The organism is Novosphingobium sp., assembly GCF_040079535.1.
Lineage (GTDB): Bacteria > Pseudomonadota > Alphaproteobacteria > Sphingomonadales > Sphingomonadaceae > Novosphingobium.
Genome location: NZ_JBEBKB010000003.1, coordinates 71,689 through 98,653 on the forward strand (window position 1 = coordinate 71,689; position 26,965 = coordinate 98,653).

26 protein-coding genes and 2 tRNA genes are annotated in these 26,965 nt (G+C 60.3%); 7 read left to right on the forward strand and 21 right to left on the reverse strand.

The genetic code is table 11. The features are described from left to right. Nucleotides 1-41 precede the first annotated feature (41 nt). From ABL914_RS01960 to ABL914_RS02035, 16 genes are all read right to left on the reverse strand, one after another. A complete protein-coding gene (locus tag ABL914_RS01960) occupies nt 42-830 on the reverse strand; it encodes an SDR family NAD(P)-dependent oxidoreductase (RefSeq protein WP_391561468.1) in 789 nt (262 codons plus the stop codon). Continuing rightward, a complete protein-coding gene (locus ABL914_RS01965) occupies nt 827-1,438 on the reverse strand; it encodes a 2-hydroxychromene-2-carboxylate isomerase (RefSeq protein WP_391561469.1) in 612 nt (203 codons plus the stop codon). The genes ABL914_RS01960 and ABL914_RS01965 overlap by 4 nt, the downstream gene beginning before the upstream one ends. After that, entirely contained in the window at nt 1,438-2,160 is a 723-nt protein-coding gene (locus ABL914_RS01970) for an SDR family NAD(P)-dependent oxidoreductase (RefSeq protein WP_391561470.1), read from the reverse strand. The genes ABL914_RS01965 and ABL914_RS01970 overlap by 1 nt, the downstream gene beginning before the upstream one ends. Continuing rightward, the gene (locus ABL914_RS01975; RefSeq protein WP_391561471.1) at nt 2,157-2,603 is read right to left on the reverse strand and encodes a hotdog fold thioesterase; all 447 of its coding nucleotides are present in this window, start codon (nt 2,601-2,603) and stop codon (nt 2,157-2,159) included. The genes ABL914_RS01970 and ABL914_RS01975 overlap by 4 nt, the downstream gene beginning before the upstream one ends. A gap of 41 nt (nt 2,604-2,644) precedes the next feature. Further along, a complete protein-coding gene (locus ABL914_RS01980) occupies nt 2,645-4,174 on the reverse strand; it encodes a flavin-containing monooxygenase (protein ID WP_391561472.1) in 1,530 nt (509 codons plus the stop codon). 123 nt (nt 4,175-4,297) lie between these two features. Then, nucleotides 4,298-5,344: an L-threonine 3-dehydrogenase gene (gene tdh / locus ABL914_RS01985; RefSeq protein ID WP_391561473.1), complete on the reverse strand. Its 1,047-nt coding sequence runs from the start codon at nt 5,342-5,344 to the stop codon at nt 4,298-4,300. After that, entirely contained in the window at nt 5,341-6,549 is a 1,209-nt protein-coding gene (locus ABL914_RS01990) for a glycine C-acetyltransferase (protein WP_391561474.1), read from the reverse strand. The genes tdh and ABL914_RS01990 overlap by 4 nt, the downstream gene beginning before the upstream one ends. Nucleotides 6,550-6,653: 104 nt before the next feature. After that, a complete protein-coding gene (locus ABL914_RS01995; RefSeq protein WP_391561475.1) occupies nt 6,654-8,225 on the reverse strand; it encodes a BCCT family transporter in 1,572 nt (523 codons plus the stop codon). Nucleotides 8,226-8,242: 17 nt separating this feature from the next. Further along, on the reverse strand, nt 8,243-9,778 hold the full coding sequence (locus tag ABL914_RS02000; RefSeq protein ID WP_391561476.1) for a trimethylamine methyltransferase family protein: 1,536 nt from the start codon (nt 9,776-9,778) through the stop codon (nt 8,243-8,245). A gap of 13 nt (nt 9,779-9,791) precedes the next feature. Then, a complete protein-coding gene (locus tag ABL914_RS02005; RefSeq protein ID WP_391561477.1) occupies nt 9,792-11,744 on the reverse strand; it encodes an ASKHA domain-containing protein in 1,953 nt (650 codons plus the stop codon). A gap of 3 nt (nt 11,745-11,747) precedes the next feature. Beyond that, complete coding sequence (locus ABL914_RS02010) at nt 11,748-12,152, reverse strand: GFA family protein (RefSeq protein WP_391561478.1); 405 nt, start codon at nt 12,150-12,152, stop codon at nt 11,748-11,750. Next, nucleotides 12,145-13,044 (reverse strand): dihydropteroate synthase, encoded by a 900-nt coding sequence (locus ABL914_RS02015; RefSeq protein ID WP_391561479.1) that lies wholly within the window; start codon nt 13,042-13,044, stop codon nt 12,145-12,147. Before ABL914_RS02015 ends, ABL914_RS02010 begins: the two co-directional genes overlap by 8 nt. Before the next feature lie 11 nt (nt 13,045-13,055). After that, complete coding sequence (locus tag ABL914_RS02020; RefSeq protein WP_391561480.1) at nt 13,056-14,087, reverse strand: methylenetetrahydrofolate reductase; 1,032 nt, start codon at nt 14,085-14,087, stop codon at nt 13,056-13,058. Continuing rightward, on the reverse strand, nt 14,080-14,520 hold the full coding sequence (locus tag ABL914_RS02025; RefSeq protein WP_391561481.1) for a methylenetetrahydrofolate reductase C-terminal domain-containing protein: 441 nt from the start codon (nt 14,518-14,520) through the stop codon (nt 14,080-14,082). Before ABL914_RS02025 ends, ABL914_RS02020 begins: the two co-directional genes overlap by 8 nt. Then, nucleotides 14,513-15,244, reverse strand: coding sequence for a DUF1638 domain-containing protein (locus tag ABL914_RS02030; protein ID WP_391561482.1), 732 nt, complete (start codon nt 15,242-15,244; stop codon nt 14,513-14,515). Before ABL914_RS02030 ends, ABL914_RS02025 begins: the two co-directional genes overlap by 8 nt. Beyond that, nucleotides 15,244-15,930 carry a corrinoid protein gene (locus ABL914_RS02035; protein ID WP_391561483.1) on the reverse strand — a complete coding sequence of 229 codons (687 nt, stop codon included), beginning with the start codon at nt 15,928-15,930 and terminating at the stop codon, nt 15,244-15,246. Before ABL914_RS02035 ends, ABL914_RS02030 begins: the two co-directional genes overlap by 1 nt. A gap of 131 nt (nt 15,931-16,061) precedes the next feature. Between ABL914_RS02035 and ABL914_RS02040 the strand changes: the two genes are divergently transcribed. Continuing rightward, on the forward strand, nt 16,062-17,105 hold the full coding sequence (locus ABL914_RS02040; protein ID WP_391561484.1) for a GlxA family transcriptional regulator: 1,044 nt from the start codon (nt 16,062-16,064) through the stop codon (nt 17,103-17,105). Here the strand turns inward: ABL914_RS02040 and fghA are convergent. Genes fghA through ABL914_RS02055 form a run of 3 tightly spaced genes read right to left on the reverse strand, consistent with a single transcriptional unit; the run spans nt 17,039 to nt 19,384 of the window. After that, nucleotides 17,039-17,875, reverse strand: a complete 837-nt coding sequence (gene fghA, locus ABL914_RS02045; protein ID WP_391561485.1) for an S-formylglutathione hydrolase — start codon at nt 17,873-17,875, stop codon at nt 17,039-17,041. The two genes, ABL914_RS02040 and fghA, sit on opposite strands and share 67 nt — an antisense overlap. Continuing rightward, nucleotides 17,875-18,258: a VOC family protein gene (locus ABL914_RS02050; RefSeq protein WP_391561486.1), complete on the reverse strand. Its 384-nt coding sequence runs from the start codon at nt 18,256-18,258 to the stop codon at nt 17,875-17,877. The genes fghA and ABL914_RS02050 overlap by 1 nt, the downstream gene beginning before the upstream one ends. Nucleotides 18,259-18,271: 13 nt before the next feature. Then, nucleotides 18,272-19,384: an S-(hydroxymethyl)glutathione dehydrogenase/class III alcohol dehydrogenase gene (locus ABL914_RS02055; protein WP_391561487.1), complete on the reverse strand. Its 1,113-nt coding sequence runs from the start codon at nt 19,382-19,384 to the stop codon at nt 18,272-18,274. A gap of 147 nt (nt 19,385-19,531) precedes the next feature. Between ABL914_RS02055 and ABL914_RS02060 the strand changes: the two genes are divergently transcribed. From ABL914_RS02060 to ABL914_RS02070, 3 genes are all read left to right on the forward strand, one after another. Beyond that, nucleotides 19,532-20,917 (forward strand): RNB domain-containing ribonuclease, encoded by a 1,386-nt coding sequence (locus ABL914_RS02060; protein ID WP_391561488.1) that lies wholly within the window; start codon nt 19,532-19,534, stop codon nt 20,915-20,917. Nucleotides 20,918-20,984: 67 nt separating this feature from the next. Then, nucleotides 20,985-21,058 (forward strand) — tRNA-Cys (locus ABL914_RS02065). Between the two features lie 15 nt (nt 21,059-21,073). Beyond that, nucleotides 21,074-21,149, forward strand: a tRNA-Thr gene (locus ABL914_RS02070). A 516-nt stretch (nt 21,150-21,665) separates the two neighbouring features. Here ABL914_RS02070 and ABL914_RS02075 read toward each other — a convergent pair. Next, nucleotides 21,666-22,358 (reverse strand): CGNR zinc finger domain-containing protein, encoded by a 693-nt coding sequence (locus tag ABL914_RS02075; protein ID WP_391561489.1) that lies wholly within the window; start codon nt 22,356-22,358, stop codon nt 21,666-21,668. A 141-nt stretch (nt 22,359-22,499) separates the two neighbouring features. On the opposite strand from ABL914_RS02075, the gene ABL914_RS02080 reads away from it, so the two are divergent. After that, nucleotides 22,500-23,366: an alpha/beta fold hydrolase gene (locus ABL914_RS02080; RefSeq protein ID WP_391561490.1), complete on the forward strand. Its 867-nt coding sequence runs from the start codon at nt 22,500-22,502 to the stop codon at nt 23,364-23,366. Between the two features lie 44 nt (nt 23,367-23,410). Then, a complete protein-coding gene (locus ABL914_RS02085; protein ID WP_391561491.1) occupies nt 23,411-24,034 on the forward strand; it encodes an FMN-dependent NADH-azoreductase in 624 nt (207 codons plus the stop codon). 598 nt (nt 24,035-24,632) lie between these two features. Here the strand turns inward: ABL914_RS02085 and ABL914_RS02090 are convergent. Continuing rightward, nucleotides 24,633-25,946, reverse strand: a complete 1,314-nt coding sequence (locus ABL914_RS02090) for an aspartate aminotransferase family protein (protein WP_391561492.1) — start codon at nt 25,944-25,946, stop codon at nt 24,633-24,635. A gap of 284 nt (nt 25,947-26,230) precedes the next feature. Between ABL914_RS02090 and ABL914_RS02095 the strand changes: the two genes are divergently transcribed. Continuing rightward, nucleotides 26,231-26,950, forward strand: coding sequence for a TorF family putative porin (locus ABL914_RS02095; protein WP_391561493.1), 720 nt, complete (start codon nt 26,231-26,233; stop codon nt 26,948-26,950). The last annotated feature ends 15 nt before the right edge of the window (nt 26,951-26,965 follow it).

The window sequence follows — 26,965 nt, forward strand, 5'->3', positions numbered from 1 at the left end:
GTCAGGACCTAATCGCGGCGGCTGAAACGGGCCAGCGGGACCTACATCCGCGCCCGGGCGCTTTGCCCATCGTCAATCCGGATCGTCGCACCAGTAACGCATTCGCTGGCGGGCGCGACCAGATAGAGCAGGGTTGAATCCATCTGCTCTGGCACCGGCACGCGCTTTCTGGGCAGGTGGGGAGCGGGATTTCCGCCCATCCGCTCAAACATTCCGTCGGTCATCTCGGATACGAACATGCCCGGCGCGATCGCGTTGACGTTGATGCCATGGTGCGCCCATTCGACACTGAGCGCCTCGGTCATCCGGGCAATCGCGGTCTTGGTGACGGCATAAAGCGCAGCGCCGCCGCCATCGTAGCGGAAATGCGCGACCGAGCTGATGTTGACAATCCGGCCTGGCTTGCCCGCCGCGATCAGCCGCCGGGCAACTTCGCAAGACAGGATCCACGGGCCGCGCAGGTTTACGCCCAGCACCTGATCGATCAGCGCAGTGCTCATCTTGTGGGCGCGCTGGGCATCGGGCATTCCGGCGTTGTTGATCAGGATATCGATCGTGCCGAATGCGGCTTCGCCCGCAGCCACGGCTGAAACGATGCTATCAGCGTCGGTCGCATCCATTTGCACCGCCAGCGCCCTGCCGCCCGCAGCGGTGATCTTGGCCGCCAGTGCTTCAAGCCGGTCAAGCCGCCGTGCTGCCAGCACCACCGCCGCGCCCTGGCTTGCCAGCACTTCGGCAAATCGCGCCCCCAGACCGGATGAAGCGCCGGTTACCATTGCCACGCGGCCGCCAAGATCGGTTGAATTATATGGCAGGGGAAATTCGCTCATTGCACTGCTCCAGTTGCAGCCTCGACAACATCGCGCAGGCGATCTTTGCCGAACCACATTTCATTGCCAAGGAAGAAAGTTGGCACCCCGAAGGCACCGCGCGCAACCGCACTTTCAGTGCTGGTGATCAGTGCAGCCTTGATCGCCGGATCTTCCACCGCAGCGCCAAGCGCAGCCGCATCGAGCCCGGCCTGGATGAGCACTTCGGCCCAGACCGCTGGATCATCAAGCTTTTGCCCATCCTGCCACAGCGCGGTGTACATCGCTTCGCGATACGCCGCCCCGCAGCCCAGGCGTTCAGCCGCAACTGCGCCGCGCATCGCCAGCAGCGTATTGACCGGAAAGTGCGGATTGAACTGGAACCCGGTGATGCCGTGACGCGCCATGAACCGTTCCATTTCCAGCCGATCATAGTTCACTTTGGCGGCAACATGCCCATAGACCATCAGTGGCGGTTTGTTGCCGGTGGCTTTGAACAGCCCGCCCAGCAGCACCGGGACATAGCGAAAGCGCACTTTGCCTTCAGCCTCGATCGCCGGGATTGCCCGGTGGACGAACCATGAATTGGGTCCGCCAAAATCGTACAGAAATTCGATCTCGCGCGGCATCACCACGTCTCCCCATAAGGCCGGATCACTTGCTCGAATGTCCAGGCTGCCTTGGGCTGGTTGTACAGCGACCAATAGGCCTCGGCCACAGCCTCTGGCGGCATCAGCAGATCGGGCTGCGCGGCAAGGGCTTCGGCTCCGATCCGGTCGGTCACGCGCTGGCGAACCCAGGCGGTATCGACCCCGGCATCGATCACCAGATGCGCCACGTGGATTCCGCTCGGCCACAATTCACGCGCCGCGCTTTCGGCCATCAGGCGCAGTCCGGCCTTGGCTGCGGCAAACGCTGCATAGCCGGGATTGCCGCGCAGGCCGGCCGTTGCCCCGGTCACAAAAATCTTGCCTTGCCCGCGCGGGCCCATGATCCGCGCGCCTTCGCGCACGGCCGCAAAGCCGGCAAAACAGGCCATTTCCCAGACTTTGCGGAACACCCGGTCGGTGGTTTCGGTCAGCGGAAACTGGACATTCGCGCCAACGTTGAACACCACCAGAGCCAGCGGCGCAATCGCTTCGGCTTCAGTAAGGAAGGCGGCGACATCTTCGCTTTGCCGGGCATCCAGACTGCGCCCGGTAATTGCACCGCCCAGCAGCGGGGCCAGTTTTTCACCATCGCGCCGCCCGGCGTGGACCGCAAAACCCTGGGCCGCGAATTTGCGGACGATTGCCGCGCCGATAAAATCACCGGCGCCAATGACGGCAACCGATTGGGTGGGCATGGTCATTTCCTTTCCAGCGCGATTACCGCCACGGTAAGCCGCGAGATGCAGACCAATTTGCCCGCCCCATCGGTAATCCGGATGGTCCAGACCTGCGTGGTGCGGCCAATCGATTCGGGGCTTGCCTTGGCATAGACCCAGCCCGAATAGGCCGGGCGAATATGGTTGGCGTTGATTTCCATCCCCACCGCCACGCTCGTTTCGCGGTTAATGCAGAGACCGGCGGCAACCGATCCGATCGTTTCCGCCAGGGCCACGGATGCCCCGCCATGCAACCGCTGGAACGGCTGCTGGGTGCGGTGATCGACTGGCATCCGCGCGGTGATCCAATCATCGCCGCAATCGACAAATTCGATTCCCAAGTGGCCCGGCATGGCATTTTCGCCCAGCGCGGTCATCGGTTCAAGCGGTGGGCGCTGTCCACCCCACCAGATCATTGCGTTGCTCATTGCAACCGTCTGGCGCAGGCAAGGCGGGCTGTAAACCGGGCTTAGGCCGGTTCGGTCACTTTCAGGCCGGCCCGCACCCCATCGTAAACGAATTCGCCGCCTTCCAGATCGGTATTGGGGATCTGATTTTTTTCGGCCCAGTAATCCTGGTTGTGGCGCCATTCGGGCTTGTCGCCGCGCTGGGGCATTTCCTTCAATCCGCGCATCAGATAGCCAGGATTGAAATTGTCGTTCTCAATCCAGTCACCCAGCGGCATGTTGTGGTCTTCCTCGCGCAGGGCAACCTCAACCCGTTTGACGCCATTGCGGTCCATTCGATTGAGCAGATTGCAGACGAAATCGCCCATCATATCGACCCGCAAGGTCCAGCTGGCGCGGAAATAGCCCATCACCCAGGCCATGTTGGGCACCCCGGTGAACATCATTCCGCGATAGTTGATAGTATCGTGCCAGTTGACCGGCTGGCCATCGACCTTGAAGGGAATATCGCCCATCACCGACAGACGGAAACCGGTGCAGGCAACGATGATATCAGCCTCAATCTCGGTACCATCGGCGGTGCGCACGCCGGTTTCGGTGAAGGTATCAAGCGTATCGGTAACAATCGATACCTTGCCTGCCACCGCCGCGCGGAAAATGTCGCCTTCGGGGCAGAAGGCCAGTCGCTGTTGCCAGATCCGGTATTTTGGCGTGAAATGCGGCTCGAATTCAAAATCGTCCTTGCCGGTAAAGGCCCGGACCAGCATCTTCAGTTCCTCAAACACTGCATCGGGCTCGGTCTGGCAGCGCTTGGTCATAACATCCTGATCGTGCATGATCTGGGTTCGGACGACGCGGTGGATAGTGGGCTCATCAATCCCGCCGGCGCGCAATTTGTCGGCCAGCTCGTTCTTGTTCTCTGCACAGTAGAAATAGGTTGGTGAGCGTTGCAGCATGGTAACATGCGCGGCCTTTTCGGCAAAAGCGGGGATCACCGTGGCCGCGGTTGCGCCTGATCCGATCACTAGGATTTTCTTGCCGGTGTAGTCGGTCCCCGGATCCCACAGTTGGGCATGGACAAATTTGCCCTTGTACTGATCCATCCCCTTCCATTCGGGAATGTACGGCGTTTCGTGATCGTAATAGCCCTGGCACATCCACAGGAAATTGGCGGTGAAGGTCTTGGCTTGCCCGCCTTTGTCGGTCGCTTCGATCGTCCATAGGTTGGATTGGCTGTCAAAGCTGCAGGCGGTGATCCGGTGGCCATAGCGGATGTGCTCTGCAATCCCGTTTTCTTCAATCACTTCGCCCATGTAATCGAGGATCGCCTGGCCCGAAGCGATCGGGGTGCCGACCCACGGCTTGAAGCGATAGCCGAATGTATACAGATCGCTGTCAGACCGGACGCCTGGATACTTGTGGGTTTCCCAGGTCCCCCCGAAGGTGTCCTTCATTTCAAGGATTGCATAGCTTTTGCCCGGGCACTGTTCCTGCAGGTGATAGGCCGAACCGATCCCGGAAATGCCCGCGCCGACAATCAGCACATCAACATGGGTTGCCAAATCTTTCGCTGCCACTGCTGCAGTTGCCATCCTGATTCTCCGTTCAAATCCGGGGCGCAGCTGTGCGCCATTGCGGTCGGTTTCGACTCCGAACGCAATTAGGACATTGACCGGGATCAAGCGCAAGCAGGAATTTAGGGTATTCGCCCTAGATCATGACCAATCAAGCACGATCTTGCCCGAATGGCCTGACCGCATGATCTCAAAACCCTGCTCGAAATCGGTATAGGGCATGCGGTGGGTGATCAGGCCCGAGACGTCGAGCCCCGATCCAAGCATCGCCAGCATCTTGTACCAGGTCTCAAACATCTCGCGCCCATAGATCGCCTTGATGGTCAGCGCCTTGAACACGATCCGGCTCCATTCGATCGTGGTTTCACCGGGCGGGAAGCCAAGCATGGCTACTTTGCCGCCCATCACCATGTTATCGACGATCTGATTGAGCGCAGCACCAGCCCCCGACATTTCCAGCGCCACATCAAAGCCTTCGCTCATCCCAAGCCGATGGCGGACCGCTGCAAGGTCTTCCTGGGCAACATTGACCGGCAGACAATCAGCGATCTTGCCGGCAAGTTCCAGGCGGTACGGGTTGATATCGGTGATCACCACATGCCGCGCGCCAACGTGGCGGGCTACTGCGGCGGCCATGATCCCGATCGGGCCAGCGCCGGTGATCAGCACATCTTCCCCGATCAGATCAAACGCCAGCGCGGTATGGACCGCGTTGCCCAGCGGATCGAGCAATGCCGCAATATCCATCGGCACATGATCGGGCAGCGCAATCACATTGAATGCCGGTATGCACAGATAGTGGGCAAACGCACCGGGCCGGTTGACCCCGACCCCTTGCGTTTCAGGATCAAGATGGAAATGCCCGGCCCGCACCGCGCGGCTCTTTTCACCGATCAGGTGGCCTTCGCCAGAGACCCGCTGGCCGATCTTGAGCGGGCGTTTTACCGCGGTGCCGATCGCGGCGATTTCACCGCCAAATTCATGGCCGACAATCATCGGCACCGGAATGGTGCGCTGGGCCCAATCATCCCAATTGAAAATATGGATATCTGTCCCGCAGATCGCGGTCCGGTGCACCCGGATCAGCACTTCATCGGGGCCTGGCTCCGGGATCGGTTGCTGTTGCAGCCAGATACCAGGTTCAGCCCTGGCCTTGACCAGCGCGGGCATCGTGTTGGGGCTGCTCATGATCCGATAACTTTCAGTTCGCGGCCGACCTTGCTGAAGGCCGCAATTGCGCGGTCAATCTGTTCAAATGTATGCGCTGCACTCATTTGGGTGCGGATCCGGGCCTGGCCCTTGGGCACCACCGGGAATGAGAAGCCGGTGACATAGATCCCTTCGTCCAGCAGCATGGCTGACATCTGCTGCGCCAGACGGGCATCGCCCAGCATCACCGGGATGATCGGGTGCTCGCCCGGTTGCAGGGTGAACCCGGCAGCGGCCATCCCGGCACGGAACCGCGCTGCGTTGGCAAACAGCTGGGCCTGGAATGGATTGCCGCCTTCAAGCATCTCAAACACCTTGAGGCTGGCACCCACCAGCCCGGGGGCCAGTGCATTGGAAAACAGATAAGGCCGCGCACGCTGGCGCAGCAGATCGATCACTTCCTGGCGCGCGCAGATATAGCCGCCCATCCCGCCGCCCAGCGCCTTGCCCAGCGTGCCGGTGAGCAGATCGACCCGGCCCATCACCCCGCAGTGTTCGATTGATCCGCGTCCACCTTGGCCCATGAACCCGGCGGCATGGCAATCATCAACCATCACCAGCGCGCCGTACTTGTCTGCCAGATCACAGATCGCCGAAAGGTTGGCGATAAACCCGTCCATCGAGAATACCCCGTCGGTCACGATCACTTTCGCGCCGCTGCCTTCGCGATCCGCCAATTGTAGCTGCACTTCCAGATCGGCCATATCGTTGTTGGCAAACCGATACCGCCGAGCCTTGGAAAGCCGCACCCCATCAATGATCGAGGCATGGTTGAGGCTGTCAGAGATGATTGCATCATCCGCGCCAAACAGCGGCTCAAACACCGCGCCATTGGCATCGAAGCAGGCCGCAAAGGTGATGCTGTCTTCATATCCAAAGAACCCGGCGATGCGCCGTTCCAACTGGCGATGGATATCCTGCGTCCCGCAAATGAACCGCACCGAAGCCATGCCAAAGCCATGACTGATGCTGTATTGGTGCGCAGCCGCGATCAGATCGGGATGATCGGCCAGGCCAAGGTAGTTGTTGGCACAGAAATTGATCACACTGCGGCGGCCGGCTGGCGTATCAACCGCTACCGCAACGCCCTGGGGCGAAAGCAGCGGCCGCTCGTGCTTGGTCAAACCCTGATCTTCGATGTCTCCAAGGGCCTTCCTGACCCCGGCATAGAACGCATCGCGCATTGCCTCGCCTCCAATTCGGGCGAAGACTGACAGGGGACGCGGAAACAGTCCAGATCATGCGGATTTGATATTATGCCATATCCGCAAGATTGTTTGTTCAGTCGCTAATTTTGTTGCCGGCGGTGAACGGCCAGCAGACCGCGCAGCGTACCCGCGCACATCACCAGCAGCACCAGGGCCAGCGGCAGCCCGGTTGCAATTGCCCCGGCCTGAAGCGAATTGAGCCCGCCCGACAGCAGCAGCACGCCGCCAATCCCGCCCACCGCCAGCAGCCAGAAGGTCTTCTGCCGAAGCGGCGTATCGGTGCGCCCGCCCGATGTCATGGTATCAATCACCAGCGTGCCAGAATCCCAGCCGGTGACGAAGAAAATCAGGATCAGGCAGATCGCAATGAACGAGGTAACTTGCGCCCACGGCAATGTGCCCAGCAGCACGAACAGCTGCTGATCAAGACTGGCCTTGGCCAACCCCGCGCCGTCTCCGCCCACGATATGCGCAATGCTGGCATCGCCAAAAATTGTCAGCCACAAAATCCCCAGCAGACTGGGGGCAATCATCGCCCCCGCAATGAATTCGCGCACCGTCCGGCCCAGCGAGATGCGGGCCATGAACATTCCGACAAACGGCGACCAGCTGATCCACCAGGCCCAGTAATAGACCGACCAATCGCGATAGAACCCGCCGTCTTCGCGCCCGACCGGATTCGATAGGGCTGGCAGGTTCTGCAGATAGACCACGATGTTGCGCAGCAGGTCTGACAGCAGCTCGATCGCCGGGCCAGTCAGCAGCACGAACACCAGCAGTCCCAGCGCGATCAGCATGTTAAGCTCGCTCAGGATACGAATACCGCGATCAATCCCGCCGCGCACCGAAAGAAATGTGATCCCCGCCATTACGGCTACCAGGCCCAGGATAGAACCCGGCGTGCTGCCGATCTTGTACAGGAACGTGATCCCCGCCATCGCTTGCTGCGCGCCCAGCCCCAGCGATGTGGCCAGGCCAAAAATCGTCGCGAAAACGGCCAGCACCTCGATCCCGTCGCCCAAACGGCCCCAGACAGCCTTGCCGAACAGCGGATAGAATGCCGAGCGCATCGAAAGCGGCATGCCGAAATCATAGGCGAACAGTGCCAAGGCAAGCCCGGTAACCGCAAACATCGCCCATGGGTGCAGCGCCCAATCAAAGATCGTTGCCGCCATGGCAAGATCGCGTGCACCAGCCGCATTGCCGGCCGCCCCGCCCAGCGGAGCCGCTGATCCGCCCGCCATCGCGCTGGTGAAATGCGAAACCGGCTCGGCAACGCCATAGAACACCAGGCCGATCCCCATGCCCGCCCCGAACAGCATCGCAAACCAGCTTAGCCGCGAATAGTCAGGCACCGCGCCCTTGCCGCCCAGCCGGATCCGGCCAAGCGGAGACACCGCAACCGCCACACAGAACAGCAGCAGCAGATTTCCGGCAGACATGAAGAACCAGTCAAAGCTGGTTGTCGTCCAGACCCGAATATCATTGAAGGCCTTGGCCGATTGCGCCGGCGCCAGCACCGAATAGGCGATCACGGCCAGCGAGATCAGCGCGGTTGGAAAGAACACCAGCGGGTCAATCTGCATGCCCAGAAAACTGCGCGCGCCTTTGCCATAGTCTCCTGTACTGATTTCGTCCGCCCAATCCGCCATGCCTGCTCTCCGTCTGACTAGCTGATGTTTGAATCCGGGAAGCTGGCCTTTTTCTCTTCCATGAAAGCCACCAGCTTGGCGTCGATCACCGGATCAAGCTCTGGCGCGACATAGCTGCCCAACATGTCCTTGTAGAGCTTTTCAGCACGCTGTTCGGCGTCTTGCTTGCCGTCTTCGATCCATTGTTCGTAGCTGTTGTTATCGGCAATGGTCGAACGGTAGAACGCAGTCTTGAAATTATCCTGGGTGTGGCTGCAACCCAGGAAATGCTGGCCCGGGCCAACTTCGCGTATCGCATCCAGTGCCTGGCCATTTTCACTCATATCGACACCCTTGGAATAGATCGCCATCATCGCCGCCTGATCGCAATCCATCACGAACTTCTCATAGCCCATCGCCAGCCCGCCTTCGAGCCAACCGGCAGTGTGGAGCATGAAGTTCACGCCGGCCAGAAGCCCCTGCTGAAGCGTGTTGGCGCTTTCATAAGCGGCTTGGGCATCGGGCACCTTGGATGCATTGAACCCGCCCGCACTGCGGAATGGCACACCCAGCCGCCGGGCCAACGCCGCACCGCAATTGATGATCAGCGATGCTTCGGGTGTGCCAAAAGTTGGCGCGCCCGATTGCATCGACATCGAGCTTACGAAATTGCCATAGATCACCGGCGCGCCGGGACGAACCAGCTGGGCCAGGGCCATCCCGCACATGCCTTCGGCCAGGCTTTGCGCCGCGACTGCGGCCACGGTGACCGGCGACATCGCGCCAGCGACAATGAACGGGCTGACCATTGTAGCCTGATTGTGCCGGGCATAAACCTTCAGCGCGCCCAGCATCGTTTCATCGAATGTCAGCGGCGAATTGGCGTTGATCAAATTGACGGTAATGCAATTTTCCTCAACGAAATCATCGCCGAAGACAATTTTTGACATCGAGACGGTATCTTCGGCGCGTTGCGGATGCGTGACCGAGCCCATGAACGGCTTGTCGCTGTATTTGATGTGGCTGTAGACCATATCAAAGTGCCGCTTGTTAACTGGAAGATCAACCGGTTCACAGATCGTTCCACCCGAATGGTGCAGGCTGTCAGCGGCATAGGCCAGCTTCACGAAATTGCGGAAGTCTTCGATCGTCGCATAGCGGCGCCCGCCTTCACGGCTGTAGACAAAGGGGCTGCCATAGGCCGGAACCAGAACGGTATTGTTGCCGCCGATCACTACATTGTTTTCCGGGTTGCGGGCATATTGCGTGAAAATCGAAGGCGCGTTGTTCTGGATGATTTCGCGGCACATCCCGCGCGGAAAGCGCACCCGAACCCCATCCGCCGTGGCGCCGGCGGCCACGAACAGCGCAATCGCTTCGGGATCATCCTTGATGTCGATTCCGATTTCTTCAAGGATCGTATCGGCATTGTGCTCCAGGATCGCCAGATCGGCATCTCCCAGCACTGAATAGGGCGGAATTTTGCGCTTGATATAGGGATCGCGCACCGGTGTTTCGGCGGCATTGGCTGCGGCACGGCCGCGGCGGCCTCCGGAACGTCCATCTCTTGACATTAATCTTCCTTCCTTAGCGCTCGCGGGTCCGCATGCTGCTGCGGCGGCCTCGGCCAGTTGCGGCATCGCCTTGTTGTTTTGGTGCGGTGGGGAACTTCATAGCAGCGACAAAATAGTCCTGAAACTTCGGTTCGGTAGCAGTTTCAACTTTGATGATATGTTTCACCGCTTCGATAATCCGGGCTTTCTCAGCCACATTGTAGAGCGCCATTGCCGCGCCCATTCCGGCGGCATTGCCAACCGAGCGGATTTGCGCTGCACTGGCAAAGGGGATGATCCCGATATCGGCGACATACTGGCTATCCAGATGGGTGCCGAAAGCCCCCGCCAGCAGCACTTCATCAAAGCCCGGACATTCAAGAAAATCGACAAGCAGGTTGACGCCAGCCGCCAGTGCGGCCTTGGCCAGCTGAACCGCGCGCACGTCAGTCTGTTTAACCCACAATGGGTTTTCCGGGCGATCGAGCAGCAGGAACTTCCAGCTTTGCCCTTCCTGAACAAACCGGTGCGGGGCCGCATCGGGCCGGAACAGGCCGCTTTCGTCCACCAGACCGGCGCTGGCCAGCTCAACCATGACTTCGAAAATGCCCGACCCGCAGATCCCCACCACGCGCTGTTCGGCGATGGCAGGATCGGCATCCGATAGCCATTCATCGCTGCCGATCACCTTGAAGCTTGGCTGGAAGGTCTGCCGATCGATCCGCACGCGTTCGATCGCGCCGGGCGTGGCGCGCACCCCGGCGCTGATTTCCGCACCTTCAAACGCCGGGCCGGTCGGCGATGAACAGGCCGCAACCTTGCCGCCATGGCTAAGCACGATTTCGGCATTGGTGCCGATATCGACCAGCAGCACCGACCGGTCTTTCATCGTATCCAGCTGGGTCAGGTAGGCCCCGGTTGTATCCGCGCCAACATGCCCGCCAACCAGCGGCAGGAAGGCGATCCGGGCAGTTTCCGAAATCCCCAGGTTAAAGCGTGTGGCCGGTGCCTCGAACCAGTCCTTCACCGCCAGCGTGAACGGCGCCTGGCCCAATTCAACCGGGTTAATGCCCAGGAAAAAGTGGTGCATGATCGGGTTGCCCACCAGCACAACTTCAAGAATTTGGTTCGGCCCAAGATCAAGCTTGGCCCGCGCTTCTTCAAGCATTGCGGCAACCTGACCCTGAATCTCGGCGGTCAGTTTTTCCTCACCGCCCTTGTTCATCATCACGTAGGAGACCCGGCTCATCAGATCTTCGCCGTAGCGGATCTGCGGGTTCATCGCCGAAGCCTGGTGGACCAGCGCGCCGTTGGTCAGATCATAGAGATAAAGCGCCAGACTGGTCGATCCGATATCAATTGCCGCACCATAAGCATCGAAGGGCGAAGGCGGCCAGACATCGATGATCCACGCATCATCGCGCACAACTGCAATAAGCTCGCGCTCATTTTGCGCGAGGATCGGTTGCAGCTTGGTCAGCGGGCGATGCTCGATCTGGGCTTCCACCCCGAAAAGGCGCAGCGCTGCGATAAGGGCTTCGGTATCGCTGGGGTTGTCATCCAGCTCGGGCACCGGCAGCTTGACCATGAAGAGTTTGATCGCGGGGTTGAGCTCGGTTTCAAACCCGGTCGAATCCTTTGAAATGCTCGATACCTGATGCCGCGCATCACCCGGCACTTCAACCACCACATCGCCCAACACCTGCGCCCGGCAGGCCAGCCTGCGTCCGGGCTTCAGATCGCCGCGTTTCGCTGCCTTTTCCTCGCTATCGGTCCAGGGCGAAAGGTGATCGGCCTCTACTTTCATGTCGAACTTGGAATAGTCACCCGGTTCGAATTCTATCTGACAGCGGCGGCATAGCCCCTTGCCGCCGCAGATCGAGAGGATATCGACCCCGCTGGCCAAGGCTACGTCATAGACGCTTTGCCCATGCTGCGCCGTGGCCCGAATTCCCGAAGGGGTGAAGATGACTTTGTGTTCGCCCAAGGTCTAAAACCCGCCTGTCGGAGTACCGGTGAACTGGGGCAGCCCATCGGCGATTGCATAGTAATCACCCTTTTCGCCAACAAAGGCGTGGCCCAGCGGATCAAGACCTGCGGCATGGTCAAGACTACCAGCCAGAACACTAAGCGTTGGCGATCCGGGTTGCTGCCAGAATAACGGGCTGGCGCAGCGCGCGCAGCGGCCCAGTTGCGACGTGCCCGAATGGCCGGACCAGCTGATCGCGCCGGAAATATCAAACCGCTCGCGCTCGGTCCGGCAGGCTGCCAGATAGTGCCCGGTTACCTTGCGGCACTGCGTGCAGTGGCAAAACCACACATCGCGCAGGCCCAGGGCACGGTAATTGACCGTACCACACAGGCACCGCCCGCTGTGCTGGACAGAATCAGCCACGCCGCCGCCCACCACCGCGCCGTCCGCCCCGGCCTTCACCTTCGGGGCTGGGTTCGCGGAACATCCGGATCCAGTTGGCGCAATTTGGATCAACCCCGTTGAGCGTATCGGCCGCCTTGATCGCCGGGACCAGCCCTTCGTGGCATGGATTGAGAATTGCGCTGGTCATCCCGGCACAGGCCGCCATCGGCAAGAAGCTGTTGTTGATTGCGTGGCGGTTGGGCAGGCCAAAACCGATATTCGAAGCACCGCAAGTGGTGTTGACCCCCAGCTCTTCGCGCAGGCGGCGCACGAACCTGAATACGTCGCGCCCGGCCTGGTTGATTGCACCAATGGGCATAACCAGCGGATCGACCACCACGTCTTCAGGCTTGAGCCCGTGATCCTGCGCGCGCTCGACGATCAGCTTCGCAATGCGGAAACGTTCGTCGATGTCTGCGGAAATGCCGGTATCATCGTTGGAAATTGCGACAACTGCAGCGCCGTACTTCTTCACCAGCGGCAGCACCCGTTCCATCACCTCTTCTTCGGCGGTGGTCGAGTTGACCAGCGCACGGCCCTTGTAAACCGCCAAGCCGGCTTCAAGCGCTTCGATGATCGAGCTATCGATGCACAGCGGCACATCGGTGACCGATTGGACCAGCTGGATCACTTCGGCCAGAATTCTGGGCTCATCGGCCAGCGGAATACCGGCGTTTACGTCCAGCATCTGTGCGCCTGCTTCAACCTGGGCCAGCGCATCGGCAACCACACGGTCGTAATTGCCTTCCTTCATTTCCGCAGCCAGCAGCTTGCGTCCGGTGGGATTGATGCGCTCTCCGATCATCACAAAGGGCTGGTCGAAGCCGATGATGACTTCCTTGGTGGCAGATGAAAGCACGGTCCTGGACATCGACTGTTCCCTTAGGCTTTTGCGAGTTGGGTAAGGTGGGCGAGGTGGCTGGGTGACCATGGCCTGCGGCCCTGGAGAACCCCCGACTGGGTGACAATTTCGCCAACCCATTCTTCCTGTTTGAAGGCCATCAGATGCACACCGCTGATCCCTTCGATTTCGGCCAGTTGCTGCATCAGCTCAACTGCGATCTTGCGGCCTTCGGCCCGGGGCTTTTCGGCCTGCTCAAGACGGTGGATAATGTCTTCGGGAATGTGCACCCCGGGAATCGCGCTGCGCAGCCATCTGGCGGTTTTGGCCGATGCCAACACCCCCACGCCCATCAGCACATAGCAGCGCTCGGTCAACCCCAGATCGCGCGATCGGGCCATGAACGCACGCGCCATTTCTATATCGAAGCAATATTGCGACTGGACGAATTGGGCCCCGGCCGAAACCTTCTTGGCAAACTGATCGACCCGGGCACTGTGCGGCGGTGCAAATGGATTGATCGATGCCCCCAGAAACAAGCGCGGCGGCAGATCAAGCTGACGTCCTGAAAGAAACCGGCTTTCATCGCGCAGTATCCGAACGGTTTGCAGCAGCGATACCGAATCAAGATCGAACACCGGTTTGGCTTCGGGGTGATCGCCAACCGATACGTCATCACCCGAAAGGCACAGCACCGAACAGACCCCCAGCGCCGATGCCCCCAGCAGATCGCCCTGGATCGCGATCCGGTTGCGATCGCGGCAACTGATTTGGATGATCGGCGAATGGCCTTCGCGGGTCAGCAGCGCGCAGACCGCCAGGCTCGACATGTGGCAATTGGCACCCGACCCATCGGTGGCGTTGATCGCATCGACATGGCCATCAAACAACGCCGCGCGGCGCAAGACCTCTTGCGGATCGGCAGAATCGGGCGGGGCAATCTCGGTCGAGATTGCAAAGTGGCCGGCGCGCAGCACACGTTCAAACCGGCCGTGCGATACATGGCCCGAAAGCTGCGCCAACGGATCACCGGGGTTGAGCCCTTCAGCATCAATGGTCGCGCGGTCAGTCATCCCGGGCCAGCTTGAGCCACGAGCTCTGCCCCTTCAGCCTGTGATCGAGCGCGAAATTGGCTTCTGCGATCCGGTCGCCCTGCTTCATCCGCGAAGCCCCATCCCAGGCCGCAACCCAGACGCAGCGCATCTCGGGCTTTACTTCGCAGTGGCCGTTTTCGCGGACCCCGCCGCAGGGGCCATTGCGCAGCGTCTTGGGGCAATTCATCGGGCACGACATGCCGGTTTTCGAAAGCGCGCAATCACCGCACATCTTGCAATCGAACAGAAATCCCTTGGCCAGCGCCTCGGCCTTGGTGATCGGCTTATCAAGCTTGCGACCAAACACCTTGACCACGCCGCGCAGCACGGCAACCACGGCGGGATTGAAAGTGTTGTAGGCCCATTCCATCTGGCGTGAATGGCGCGCCGACCAAAGCCGCACGCTATACATCGGCCGCGCCCTTGATCGCTTCGGTCAGATCGCCAAAGCCAACCTGGCGATAGACATACCTAAGACCAAGCCGCTCAGCAGCCTCCTGCGCCTTGATCTGCAGCGCCGGGGTTTCGGTTTGGGCCAGATAGACGAGATCGCGATAGTTGCCGAAATAGCTTTCAACCATGTCAGGCCTGGTATCGAGGCCGAGGCCTTCCCACACCAGTCGATCGAAATGCCGCACGAGAAAATCGGTGACGAAATAGCTGCCGATCTCGGCTTCAGTAATCTCATTGAAGCGCGGCGTTGTGGCAAAGAATTCATAGCAGTGCGCATGCGGCAGCCGGCTGGCGGCGTGCCGCTCCAGCACCTTGTCAAGTGCGCCGCCGGTGCCGCAATCACCGTAGCCGAGCACGACCCGCGAATATTTATGGCGGTGCTCGGTCAGGAAGGCATCGACCCGCGGCGCGATTTGGCCTGGGCGATTGTGCAATTCGGCAGGTAGGCAATGCAGAACCATGGCATCGTCGGCGATGCCAAGTTGCTCGCGCAGGGCAATGATTTCATTGGCGATCGCGCCGCAGGCCAGCACCAGCGCCGGGCCTTCGGGGTTGGGGCTGGTGGTTGCGAGCAATTCTGGCGCAGCCGTCGGCGCTTCCTGCGGCCGTGCACGGCGGCCCAGCCGTGCCTCGCGGCCACCGGTCCGGCGGCCACCGGTCCGACGGGCAGCGGGATCACCCATTAACGATTCTTGCCGACCAGCGCCTTGGCCAGTTCAGCACTGACCGCAGCATCGCGGCCATAGCTGGTGGCGTTGATCGCATCGGCGAATTCCTGGTTCAGCGGCGCGCCGCCAACCATCACCGGCAAGTTCTTAAGGATGCCGCGCTTGTCGAGCTCTTCGATCACCACCTGCATATAAGGCATCGTGGTGGTGAGCAGCGCCGACATCCCCAGGATCGAAGGGTTATGCTTGTCGATCGCGTGGAGATAATTATCGACCGGATTGTTGATGCCAAGGTCAACCACTTCAAAACCAGCGCCTTCCAGCATCATCCCGACCAGGTTCTTGCCGATATCATGGATATCGCCCTTGACCGTGCCGATCACATAAGTGCCCAGGCTGGACTTGTCTTCGCTGTTGGCCAGGATCGGGCGGATCAGGCCCATCCCGGCCTTCATTGCACCGGCGCACTGCAGAACTTCGGGGACGAACAGGATTCCGTCGCGGAAATCTATGCCGACGATCCGCATGCCTTCGACCAGCGCTTCGGTCAGCACGTTGTTGGCATCCCAGCCGCGTTCGAGCAGGATCTGGGTGCCCTCATGAACCTCATCGGCCAGGCCGTCGTACAGGTCGTCCTTCATCTGCTCGACAAGGTCGGCATCGTTCAGGTCGCGCAGAATGATTTCTTCGCCGTCAGACATGGGCATCCCTCAACCGTTAATGATCGACTTGATCGCAACAACCGGAACATCCTGCGGCAAATATCGCGATCAATATGTTCCATTTACGCCATTTGCTGATATATTGGCGACATGACAATTTGGTATGCCGCGTGACCGCAACCACCAGACCACCGCGCTGGCCGCGCAGCTTTGCCTTTGTCCTGATCAAGGACTTTTCGATGATGCCGTTTACCGCGGCAATAGAGCCTTTGCGGGCTGCCAACCGGATGGCGGGCCGCACGCTTTATGAATGGAGCACACTGAGCAAGGATGGCGCCCCGGTGCGGGCCAGCAACGGCGCAGTGATCCAGGTTGATGGAATGCTGCGGCTGATTGGATTGGCCGATGCCGTGGTGGTTTGCGCTGGGATCAATGCCTACGATCACCGCGATAGCGATCTGGCCGCACAGCTGCGCCGCGCTTCGCGCCAAGGCGCCATGATCGGCTCGGTCTGTTCGGGCAGCATCGTATTGGCCGATGCCGGCCTGCTTGATGGGCGGCGCTGCACCGGGCACTGGGAAGATCTTGAAACTCTCGCCGAAAACTATCCCACGCTCGATGTAACCAAGAGCATCTACGAATTCGATGGCAACCGCTTCACCTGTTCGGGCGGGACTGCACCGCTCGATCTGATGCTGCACTTCATTGCCGAGGATTTTGGGCGCGACCTGGCCGCACAGGTGGCCGATCAAATGCTGCACCACGCCGCCCGCGCCGCTGCGGGGCCCCAGCGGCTGGCGCTTTCCGAACGGACCGGCGTGCGCCATCCCGGGCTGCTCGATGTTATCGCGGCCATGGAAGCGAACCTCGAAAATCCGCTACCGCTGCCGGCCCTGGCCGAGATCGCCGGGCTTTCGCTGCGGCAACTGGAACGGTTGTTCGCGGCCCAGTTGGGTGATCGTCCGGCAGCCCATTACCGCTCTATGCGCCTGGGCCGGGCGCGCCAACTGGTCAGGCAGACCGGTCTTTCAATGCTGGAAGTAGCGGTCGCAACCGGCTTTTCCTCGGCCCCCCATTTCGCTCGCGAATACCGCCGCACCTTTGGCTGCGCGCCCAGCCGGGATCGCACGGCCATGGGCCCGGCGCGCTACCTCTTCAATCGCTCGGCATGCCAGCGAACATGCTCGGCCATAAAGGTCGACACAAACTCGTAATAGTGATTGTAACCAGGCTGCATCCGGATCATTGCCGGGATCCCGGCCTTGCGACAGGTCATCACCAGCAGCCCGGTTTTGAGCTGTTCGTGGAGGTGATCATCCGCATCGCCCTGATCGACCAGCAGATCGGGCAACCGCGCGCCGTCTTCGATCAGCGCGCAGGCGTCGTATGCGCGCCATGCCGCTTTATCTGGCCCAAGGTAGCCGCCCAGCGCCTTTTCACCCCATGGGCAATTGAGCGGCGAGACGATCGGGGCAAAGGCGCTGACCGATTTGAACTGGCCCGGATTGCGCAGGGCGATGGTCAATGCGCCGTGCCCGCCCATCGAATGGCCGGTAATCCCCTGGCGGCTCATATCTGCGGCTGGAAATTGCGCTGCAATCAGTGCCGGCAATTCCTGTTCGATATAGCTGCGCATCTTGAAATTGGCGGCCCAGGGCGCCTGGCTGGCATCGACATAAAAGCCCGCGCCTTTGCCAAAGTCATAACCATCATCATCGGGCACATCATCACCGCGCGGGCTGGTATCGGGCGCGATGAAGATCACCCCTGCTTCGGCGCATGCTGCCCTAAACTCACCCTTTTCGGTGACGTTGGCATGGGTGCAAGTCAGCCCCGAAAGATACCACAGTACAGGCAGCTGCACGCCTTCGGCATGATCGGGCACGAACACTGAAAACGTCATCGCGGTGCCAGTAGCGCTCGACTGATGGGCATAGACCCCTTGGCTGCCGCCATGGCTGCGGATTGTGCTTACCTGTTCCATCAAACGATCCTGTGAAAGCCGCAAAGCTTGTTACCCGCAGGATCGCGCAGATAGGCCAGATAGAGCACGCGCCCGTCGGGCGGTCTGCGCTCGCCAGGAGGATTCTCGATTGACGTGCCGCCGTTTGCCACGCCCGCTGCATGCCAGGCCTCTACCTCTGCCGGCGAGGCAGCAAGTAAACCCAGAGTGCCGCCATTCGCGCCATGCGCGCTGGCACCGTCGAGCGGCGTGCGGATTACCAATCGGCCGCCGCCATGCATGTAGACCAGCCGGCCCTGTACATCGATCTCACCAGCAGGAACGCCCAGCGCGCCCAATGTAGCATCATAGAACCGCTTGGCGGCGGGCACATCGTCTGTGCCCAATGTTACGTGACTGAACATGATTTGGTCCTAATCAGAAAACCACGACGCTGCGGATCGATTTGCCCGCGTGCATCAGATCGAAAGCGGTGTTGATTTCTTCCAGCCCCATCACGTGGGTAATCATCGGATCAATTTCGATCTTGCCGGTCATGTACATGTCCACGATCCCCGGCACATCGGTGCGGCCCTTGGCTCCGCCAAAAGCGGTGCCGCGCCAATTGCGGCCTGTAACCAGCTGGAACGGGCGGGTGGCGATCTCCTTGCCGGCTTCGGCCACCCCGATGATGATGCTGGTGCCCCAGCCGCGGTGGCAGGCTTCAAGCGCGGTGCGCATCACTTCGGTGTTGCCGGTGGCATCGAAGGTGTAGTCCGCCCCGCCATCGGTTAACGCCACAATCATCGCGACCGTATCTTCGCGGCTCATGCCCTTGGAGTTGAGGAAGTCGGTCATCCCGAACCTGCGGCCCCATTCCTCGCGATCGGGGTTGATATCCACCCCGATGATCTTGTTCGCACCGGCCAGCCGGGCGCCCTGGATCACGTTAAGCCCGATCCCGCCGAGGCCAAAGATAACCACATTATCGCCAACCTGAACCTTGGCCGTGTTGATCACCGCGCCAACCCCGGTGGTTACCCCGCAGCCGATATAGCAGCTTGATTGGAACGGCGCGTCCTTGCGGATTTTTGCCAGGGCAATTTCGGGCAAAACGGTAAAGTTCGAAAATGTGCTGCAGCCCATGTAGTGAAACACAGTCTCACCCTTATAGCTGAAACGCGAGGTGCCATCGGGCATCAGGCCCTGGCCCTGGGTGGCGCGGATCGCGGTGCACAGGTTGGTCTTGCCCGAAAGGCAGCTTTTGCACTGGCGGCATTCGGGGGTGTAAAGCGGGATCACGTGATCGCCCGGCTTCACGCTGGTCACGCCTGCGCCCACTTCGCGCACGATCCCGGCACCTTCGTGGCCCAGCACCGAAGGGAAGATCCCTTCGCTATCGAAACCGTCTAGCGTATAGGCATCGGTGTGGCAGATCCCGGTGGCCATGATTTCAACCAGCACTTCGCCGGCCTTGGGGCCTTCCAGATCAAGCTCGACGATTTCGAGCGGCTGCTTGGGGGCAAAGGCAACTGCGGCGCGGGTCTTCATGGGCTCTGATCCTCTTGACTACCGGCTATCGTGCGGCGTTCCGGGGGCGCTTACCGTGCCGCCAAATGCTCCGTCAATGTTTCGCTATCCGCCATGCTGAAAAGGCATCGGCTTGGCAAGGCGGCGGCAGGCGGCTAGCCCGGCACGATGAAGGCGCTGAAAGATCCCGATTGCCTGCTGGCCGATGGGCTGGCCGCAATCCGCACGCAGTTCAAAGTCCCCACAAATTTTCCGCCGCAGGTTCTGGCCGCGGCCGAGACTGCCGCCCGCCGGGTCTCAACCGAGCATCGCGATCGCACCGCCTTGCCATTTGTCACGCTTGATCCTGCAAGTTCGACCGATCTTGACCAGGCATTTGCGATTGAACGATCCGGCCATGACCTTTTGCTGCATTATGCCATCGCCGACGTGCCGTGGTTTGTCCGCGATGGCGATGCGATCGATGCCGAGGCCTGGGCCCGCGGCGAAACCTTTTACCTGCCCGATGGCAAAGCCGGCCTGCATCCCCCGCTGCTGGCCGAAGGTGCCGCCAGCCTGCTGCCTGATGGAGAGCGCCTGGCCGTGGTGTTCACCACCCGTGTCGCGCCTGATGGCGCAGTCAAGCTTGAAGGGACCGAACGCGCAACAATCCGCAGCCGCGCCAAGCTGGGCTACGAAAGTGTCCGCGAGGATGAACTGCCAGCTGATTTTGCCGCGCTGGCCCGCCGCATCACTGATGCTGAGGAAGCCCGCGGCGCGGCCCGGGTCGATCCGCCCGAGCAAGAGGTTGAACGCGACCGGGCTGGCCACTTTACCCTGCGGCTGCGCCCCCTGTCCGGACCCGAAAAGAGCAACGCCGCCCTCTCACTCGCCACCAACCTGGCCGTTGCAGATGCGCTTTACGCCGCCAAAACCGGACTGTTCCGGGTGATGGCCGGGCCCGATCCGCGCGCGGTGGCAAGGCTGCGGTTTACCGCCAAGGCATTTGGCCTGATCTGGCCCGAACAGGCCAGCCTCGAACAGTTCGAAAAGACCCTCGATCCGCTTGAACCCGGTGCCGCCGCTTTCATGCTGGCGATCCGCCGCGCGGGCAACGGGGCAAGCTATGTCCCCTATCAGGATGGCACAAAGCCTTGGCACGCCGCAATGGCCGCAACCTATTGCCACATGACCGCGCCCTTGCGCCGCCTGGCCGATCGCTATGTCATCCGCGCCGCGCTTAGCCTTGCAAATGGCCAGCCGATCGAGGCTGAGGTTGAAGCGGCGTTTCAACGGCTTGGCCCGGTAATGGGCAAGGCTGATGCCCGCGCGGGGCAGGTTGAACGCGCGGTGATCGATCTGGCCGAAGCCGCGATCCTGGCTGGGCGCGAAGGCGAAAGCTTTGCCGCGGTGGTAACCCAGATCGACGAAGCCGGAGTGCGGATCCAGCTGTGCGATCTGCCAGTGGTAGCCCGCACCAACGCCCATTCGGTCAAACCGGGCCAGCCGATCACCGTGCGGCTTGATGCAGCCGATCCGGCCCGGCGGATCGTGGGCTTCAGCCGGATCGCGTAAATCGTCTTGCACGGCCATCCCGGCTAAGCTAGTGGCGCTCGCTCCTGCGGGCCTGGCCTGCAGGCGAGGCCCGATGGCGGAGTGGTTACGTAGCGGACTGCAAATCCGCGCACGCCGGTTCGATTCCGGCTCGGGCCTCCACATTCTAGGCGAAGTGCCGCTTTAGCTCAGTCGGTAGAGCACATCATTCGTAATGATGGGGTCACAGGTTCGAATCCTGTAAGCGGCACCAGCCCTTTCACAAAGAAAATCAAAAAGATAAGCTGCAGGGCGCTTCCGCTCTGGGAGACGAATTTGTGCGGTTGAAGGCACTTTCAGCATAGAATCGCCACTGACCCGTGCCATACCCAGTTTGATGGGCCATAAGGCTTTGCGTTAGCTTGATGAATTGGCTGATTTGAGGATCGTTCGGCTGGTCGCGCTTGACCTGCATTCACCGTATCTTCCCAAAGTCTCAAGACAGCAGCGATACCGTGTGCCGATTATGGAACGCATCCGTGGGCGCAAATGACCTGCTCCCGCGCTGATCGCTCGATTGCAGACCAAAGCAGTAATAGCGATCCGACAGACCCACTGATTTTTTCAAAAGTCACATCCAACTCTGCTTGATCCCAGAACGTCGTTCGATGACCAAAACTCAGCATATCCTCGATGTCAGAATGTCCGCAATCGAATTGCAAATCGGTTAGTGCGGGTGGTGGAAATGTTGGGGAAAGCAGTCGTAGCTCAACTACAAATTTTCGACCCGTCAGTGTGACTTCGCGCCTGCCCGCCGCGCACGATAGTTCGCAACTTTGTCGCGATTGCCGCAGATCGACATGGTGCACCAGCGGCGGCGATTGTTCTTGCCGCGATCGTAGAACACCATGTCGCATGTCGGATTGTCGCAGTTCTTCAACCGGCCGGCCTCGTAGTCATCGAGGAAGTGAGCAAGCTCGCTCGCCAGCCGAGTTGCGACGAATGGCCCGGCGATGTGATCCGGAAAGTCCAATTCGAAGGCACCCTCGGCAAGCCGGGCCTGCTCGAGGATCGTCCTGTTCCTGAGTAGCCCGTTGAGCTGATCGACCTGATTGAGGGTCAGCGATAGCCCGTTGTTGAGCCTGACCAATACCTCGCGCGTCAGGCCTCGCAAGCCAAGTGCGGCCAGCCGTTCGGCTTCAAGGCTTTCAGGCGCTACGGCGAATCCGGCAGCCTCGACCCAGCGCGCGAAGCTTGGGCCATCGGACAGAAAGTCGAATGCATTACCGTCCAGCCTGAAGCTGCTGTTGGCCAGATCAAGCCACGGAGCTCCGCCCAGAAAGGGCATTCCGTCCCTGAAATCCGCGGATTTTTCGCTGTTGCTCACCGGGCATGTTTCCTTGTGATCATGCGTGTTTTGTAACTGATAAAAAGACACTTGACAAGTGTCGCATGTCTTGACACCATTAAAAACATCAAACATCGGTTACAAGGCTGTCCTATGAAACTTCCCCGCCGCTCGCTCCTGCTGCACTCAGCCACGGCTTTCGCCCTGGCCGGATTGTCCCTCGCCCCGTCCGGATCGGCCTTGGCCGCACCTGCCCATCCAAAGGCTCACATGTCCATGACCGTCCATCCAGTCGCCTATCGCTATGCCACGGTGAACGGCCACAAGATCTTCTACCGCGAGGCCGGCAATCCAGCGGCACCGACGATCATCTTGCTTCACGGCTTCCCGTCGAGCTCGTTCATGTACCGCGATCTAATTCCGGCGCTGGCGGACAAGTTTCACGTCATCGCGCCGGATTACATAGGCTTCGGCCAATCCGATGCGCCACCAGCCAGCGAATTTTCATACACCTTCGATAGCCTGACCGAACATGTGACCGGTCTGATCGACCAGCTCGGCCTCAAATCATACGTCCTCTATATGCAGGACTACGGCGGCCCAGTGGGCTTTCGGATCTTTGCCCAGCGGCCCGATGCCGTAAAGGGCCTGATCGTGCAGAACGCCAATGCCTATCTCGACGGCGTCGGCGATATGCCCAAGGCGGTGTTCCTGCCGCTGTGGGAAAGGCGTGATGCTAAGACCGAAGCTGCCGCGCGTAGCTTCCTTGCTGCAGGAACCACCCAGTTCCAGTACACGGTCGGGGCAAAGAACCCCGAAGCGATCAGCCCGGATAACTGGACCCACGATCAGGCGTTGCTCGACCGGCCGGGGACCGATGCTTACCAGCTCGACCTGCTCGAAAATTACAAGACCAATGTCGCCCTCTACGACAGCTGGCACGCTGCCTTCCGCGAGCATCACCCAAAGACGCTGATCGTCTGGGGCAAGCACGACCCGTTCTTCGTGCCCGCCGGCGCAGAGGCGTTCCACCGCGATCTGCCGCAGGCAAAGCTCGTCTGGCTCGATGCCGGACACTTCGTGCTCGATGAAAACACCCCCCAGATCGCCACCGAAATCAAGGCGATGTTCGCAACAAAGTGATCATTGAGATGCGATTCCCCAACCCGTTCAGAAGGATGAAAACCGTGACAAAAGTGCTCTACATCAAGGCTTCGCCGCGCGGCGCCGAATCCAAATCAGCTGCCGTGGCCGATGCCTGGCTTGAAGCCTTCACCGCCAAAAACCCCGATGCCGAGATCGACCTGCTTGATCTGGCGGCGGAAAAGCTGCCCGAGTTCGACGGCAACAAGGCCGCCGCCAAGATGGCGATCATTACCGGACAAGATCACGACGGCGCGCAGAAGACTGCGTGGGATGAGATCACCGCGATTGCCGGACGCTTTGCTTCGGCTGACATCTACCTGCTCGCCGTGCCGATGTGGAATGGTGGCATTCCCTATAAGCTCAAGCAGTTCATCGACATCATCCATCAACCAGGCCTGACTTTCGGCCTCGACCCCGAGAAGGGCTATTCCGGCTTGCTGACCGGCAAGAAGGCCGTGCTGGTGCTGACCAGCGGCGCTTATGGGCCGGCGATGCCTTCGCCGGAGTTCGGCACCGACCATCACTCAACCTATCTGAAAGCGTGGCTCAACCAGGCCGGGGTCGAAGACATCGTCGAAGTTTGCTTCCAACCCACGCTGCTGACTGCTGATCCCGAGGGCGATCTCGCATCCGCCCAAGCCGCCGCGAGAGCTGCTGCCACCTAAGTCCGCGCTGTGGCCGGAGCAGCCCACCCCTTCGCCGCTCCGGCCACCCATTGCCACCCGACGCGGCAACCAGGCGCATCAATCACCTGATGTTTCGAGTCCGGTCAGTTATTGGGTGGTTCTGCCCCTAACTCATTGCAGGCCTTCTGGCAGCTGGTGTTCCATAGTCCATCGGCCCAGTTGTGCCGTGACGAAACCGGCGTCCACTTTTCACACTTCCGTTGCTAGGAGCGGGCTCACAGGAGATAGCCCAGCTTCCATTGCCGGCGAGTGTTTGAACACGGGGCAGCTTTCAGGCAAAATTCTCTGATAGCAGACGAGGCTGTGTGTTGCCTGGGTCGTCCCGCTCCAAATGTGAACTGCCGCATCCGGCAACCCTCATCAGATTTTATGATCAAGTCAGACTGCTGACACACTGGAAACACATAAAATTACCTCAAGGCGCCCCCATGCACCTTGGCCGCACAGAGTGAGCGTTTCGATGTTTTGGCTTAGTGGCGCATCCCGAAATGTACCTTCCTAAGCCGCTGGAATCATTCCAATTTTCGTAGTGATGGGGTCACAGGCTCAAATCCTGTAAGCGGCACCAGCGCCTTGGCTACTCAATCCCGGCCAGCACTTCGGTGATTTTGCCGAAGATCTCATCGATGTGGCTCTTCTCCAGGATCAGCGGCGGGGAGAGCGCGATGATATCGCCGGTTACGCGGATCAGCAGGCCGGCGTCAAAGCAGCGATGGAACACCTCCATCGCCCGCTTGGTTGGCGCACCGGGGCGGGGGTTCAGCTCGATCCCGCCAATCAGGCCCACGTTGCGGCAATCGATCACGTGGCGCGCATCCTTCATCGCATGGACGGCATCGGCCCAGTATTGCTCAAGCTCAATCGCCTTTTCGAACAGGCCCTCTTCGGCATAGACATCAAGGCTGGCAATCGCAGCAGCGGCCGCCAGCGGGTGGCCCGAATAGGTATAGCCGTGGAACAGTTCGATACCGGGGCCGGCATTGTTGACCACGGTATCGTGAACAGACCCGCGCACCGCCACCGCGCCCATCGGCACGGCGGCATTGGTCAGGCCCTTGGCCATGGTGATGATATCCGGGGTCACGCCAAACCGCTCTGCCGCGGTCGCTTTTCCTACCCGCCCATAGGCAGTAATCACTTCATCAAAAATCAGCAGGATTTCATGGGCATCGCAAATTGCGCGAAGCCGCTCAAGATAGCCCACTGGCGGAATGAGTACCCCGGTTGAACCGGCCACCGGTTCGACAATCACTGCCGCGATCGTATCGGCACCGTGCAGCGCGACGATCCGTTCCAGATCGTCAGCCAGTTCCGCGCCGTGCTGGGGGAACCCGCGGCTGAAAGCGTTTCGGGCAAGGTCATGGGTGTGGCGCATATGATCCACCCCGGCCAGCAATGTCCCGAACTGCCGCCGATTGGTGACGATCCCCCCAACCGAGATTCCACCGAAGCCAACCCCGTGATAGCCGCGCTCACGCCCGATCAGCCGGGTGCGGCTGCCCTGCCCGCGCGCACGCTGATAGGCCAGCGCGATCTTGAGCGCGGTATCAACGCTTTCCGAGCCAGAATTGGTAAAGAAGATCCGGTCCAGCCCTTCAGGCATGATCGCGGCAACCCGCGCTGCGGCTTCGAACACCAGCGGGTGGGCCAGCTGGAACGTGGGCGCAAAATCGAGCGTGCCGGCAGTCTGGCGGATCGCCTCGACGATCCTGGGCCGGTTGTGCCCGGCATTGACGCACCACAAACCGCCAGTGCCATCCAGCACTTTGTGCCCTGCCGCCGCAGTGTAATGCATCCCTTCAGAGGCAACCAGCATCCGCGGATTGGCCTTGAACCCGCGATTGTCGGTGAACGGCATCCAGAAGGCGGAAAGGTCGTTGCGATCAGGCATGCAGGGGCTCCTTTGAGGGTCCGTCGGTGGTTCGGGGCGGGCGGAATTGTGCTGTTAGGCGGCAACTAGCGACGATACCATTCGGATCGCAAGGAATTAACCTATCGGAAAAGTCGATAGGCATAGCTCCAACAAATCCCATTGGCATTGTCGCCCAAAACCCGGCATTGTTTGAAACAGGAGAGGGTTAGCAACCAGACTGGGGTCATAAACTGTCGATATAACGGCAGAATTGACGATCAGGCCGGTTCCAAATCCCTCCGGTCTATGATGAGGGGATAGCAATGAAAATCAAAACCTTACTGGTCGCAATGGCGTTCGCCATGCCACTCACCGCGCTGCCAACGGTGGCCTATGCGCAAGAAGCCGAAGCTGAAGAGCCGACCCCGACCTGGGATCTTTCGGGCGAAGTGGGCGCTGCATCCGATTACCGGTTCCGTGGTATTTCGCTTTCGGGCAAAGAGCCTGAAGCCATGGCTTCGATCAGCCTGGCGCACCAATCGGGGCTCTACGCCTCGGCCTGGGGCTCAAATGTGGAGCTTGGCAGCGGCAAGGCCGATGATCTTGAGGTTGACTGGACCATGGGCTTTTCCAAGGACGTGGGCCGGATCAATGTCGATGTGGGCGGGATCTATTATTCCTACCTTGGCAACAAGGGCTTCAACTATTTTGAAGTCTATGGCTCGCTTGGCACCAAGGTTGGTCCGGCCGACATGAAGGTTGGCGTGGCCTATGCCCCCAGCCAGACCAACATTGGCAGCCAGGACAACACCTACGTCTATGTCTCGGGCGAAATGCCGCTGGGCGATGGTCCGGTTTCGCTGCACGGCACCTTCGGGTTCGAAAACGGCGCCTTTGGCAGCAACAAGAAGGACTGGCTGGTTGGCATGAGCGTCGATCTGGGCAGCGGGCTGACCGGCTCGATCGATTATGTTGATACCGCACGTTCGTTTTCCACCAATGGCGATCCCATCGCGGTGGCATCGCTCAAGTTCGGTTTCTGAGCTAAGCCGGGTAGG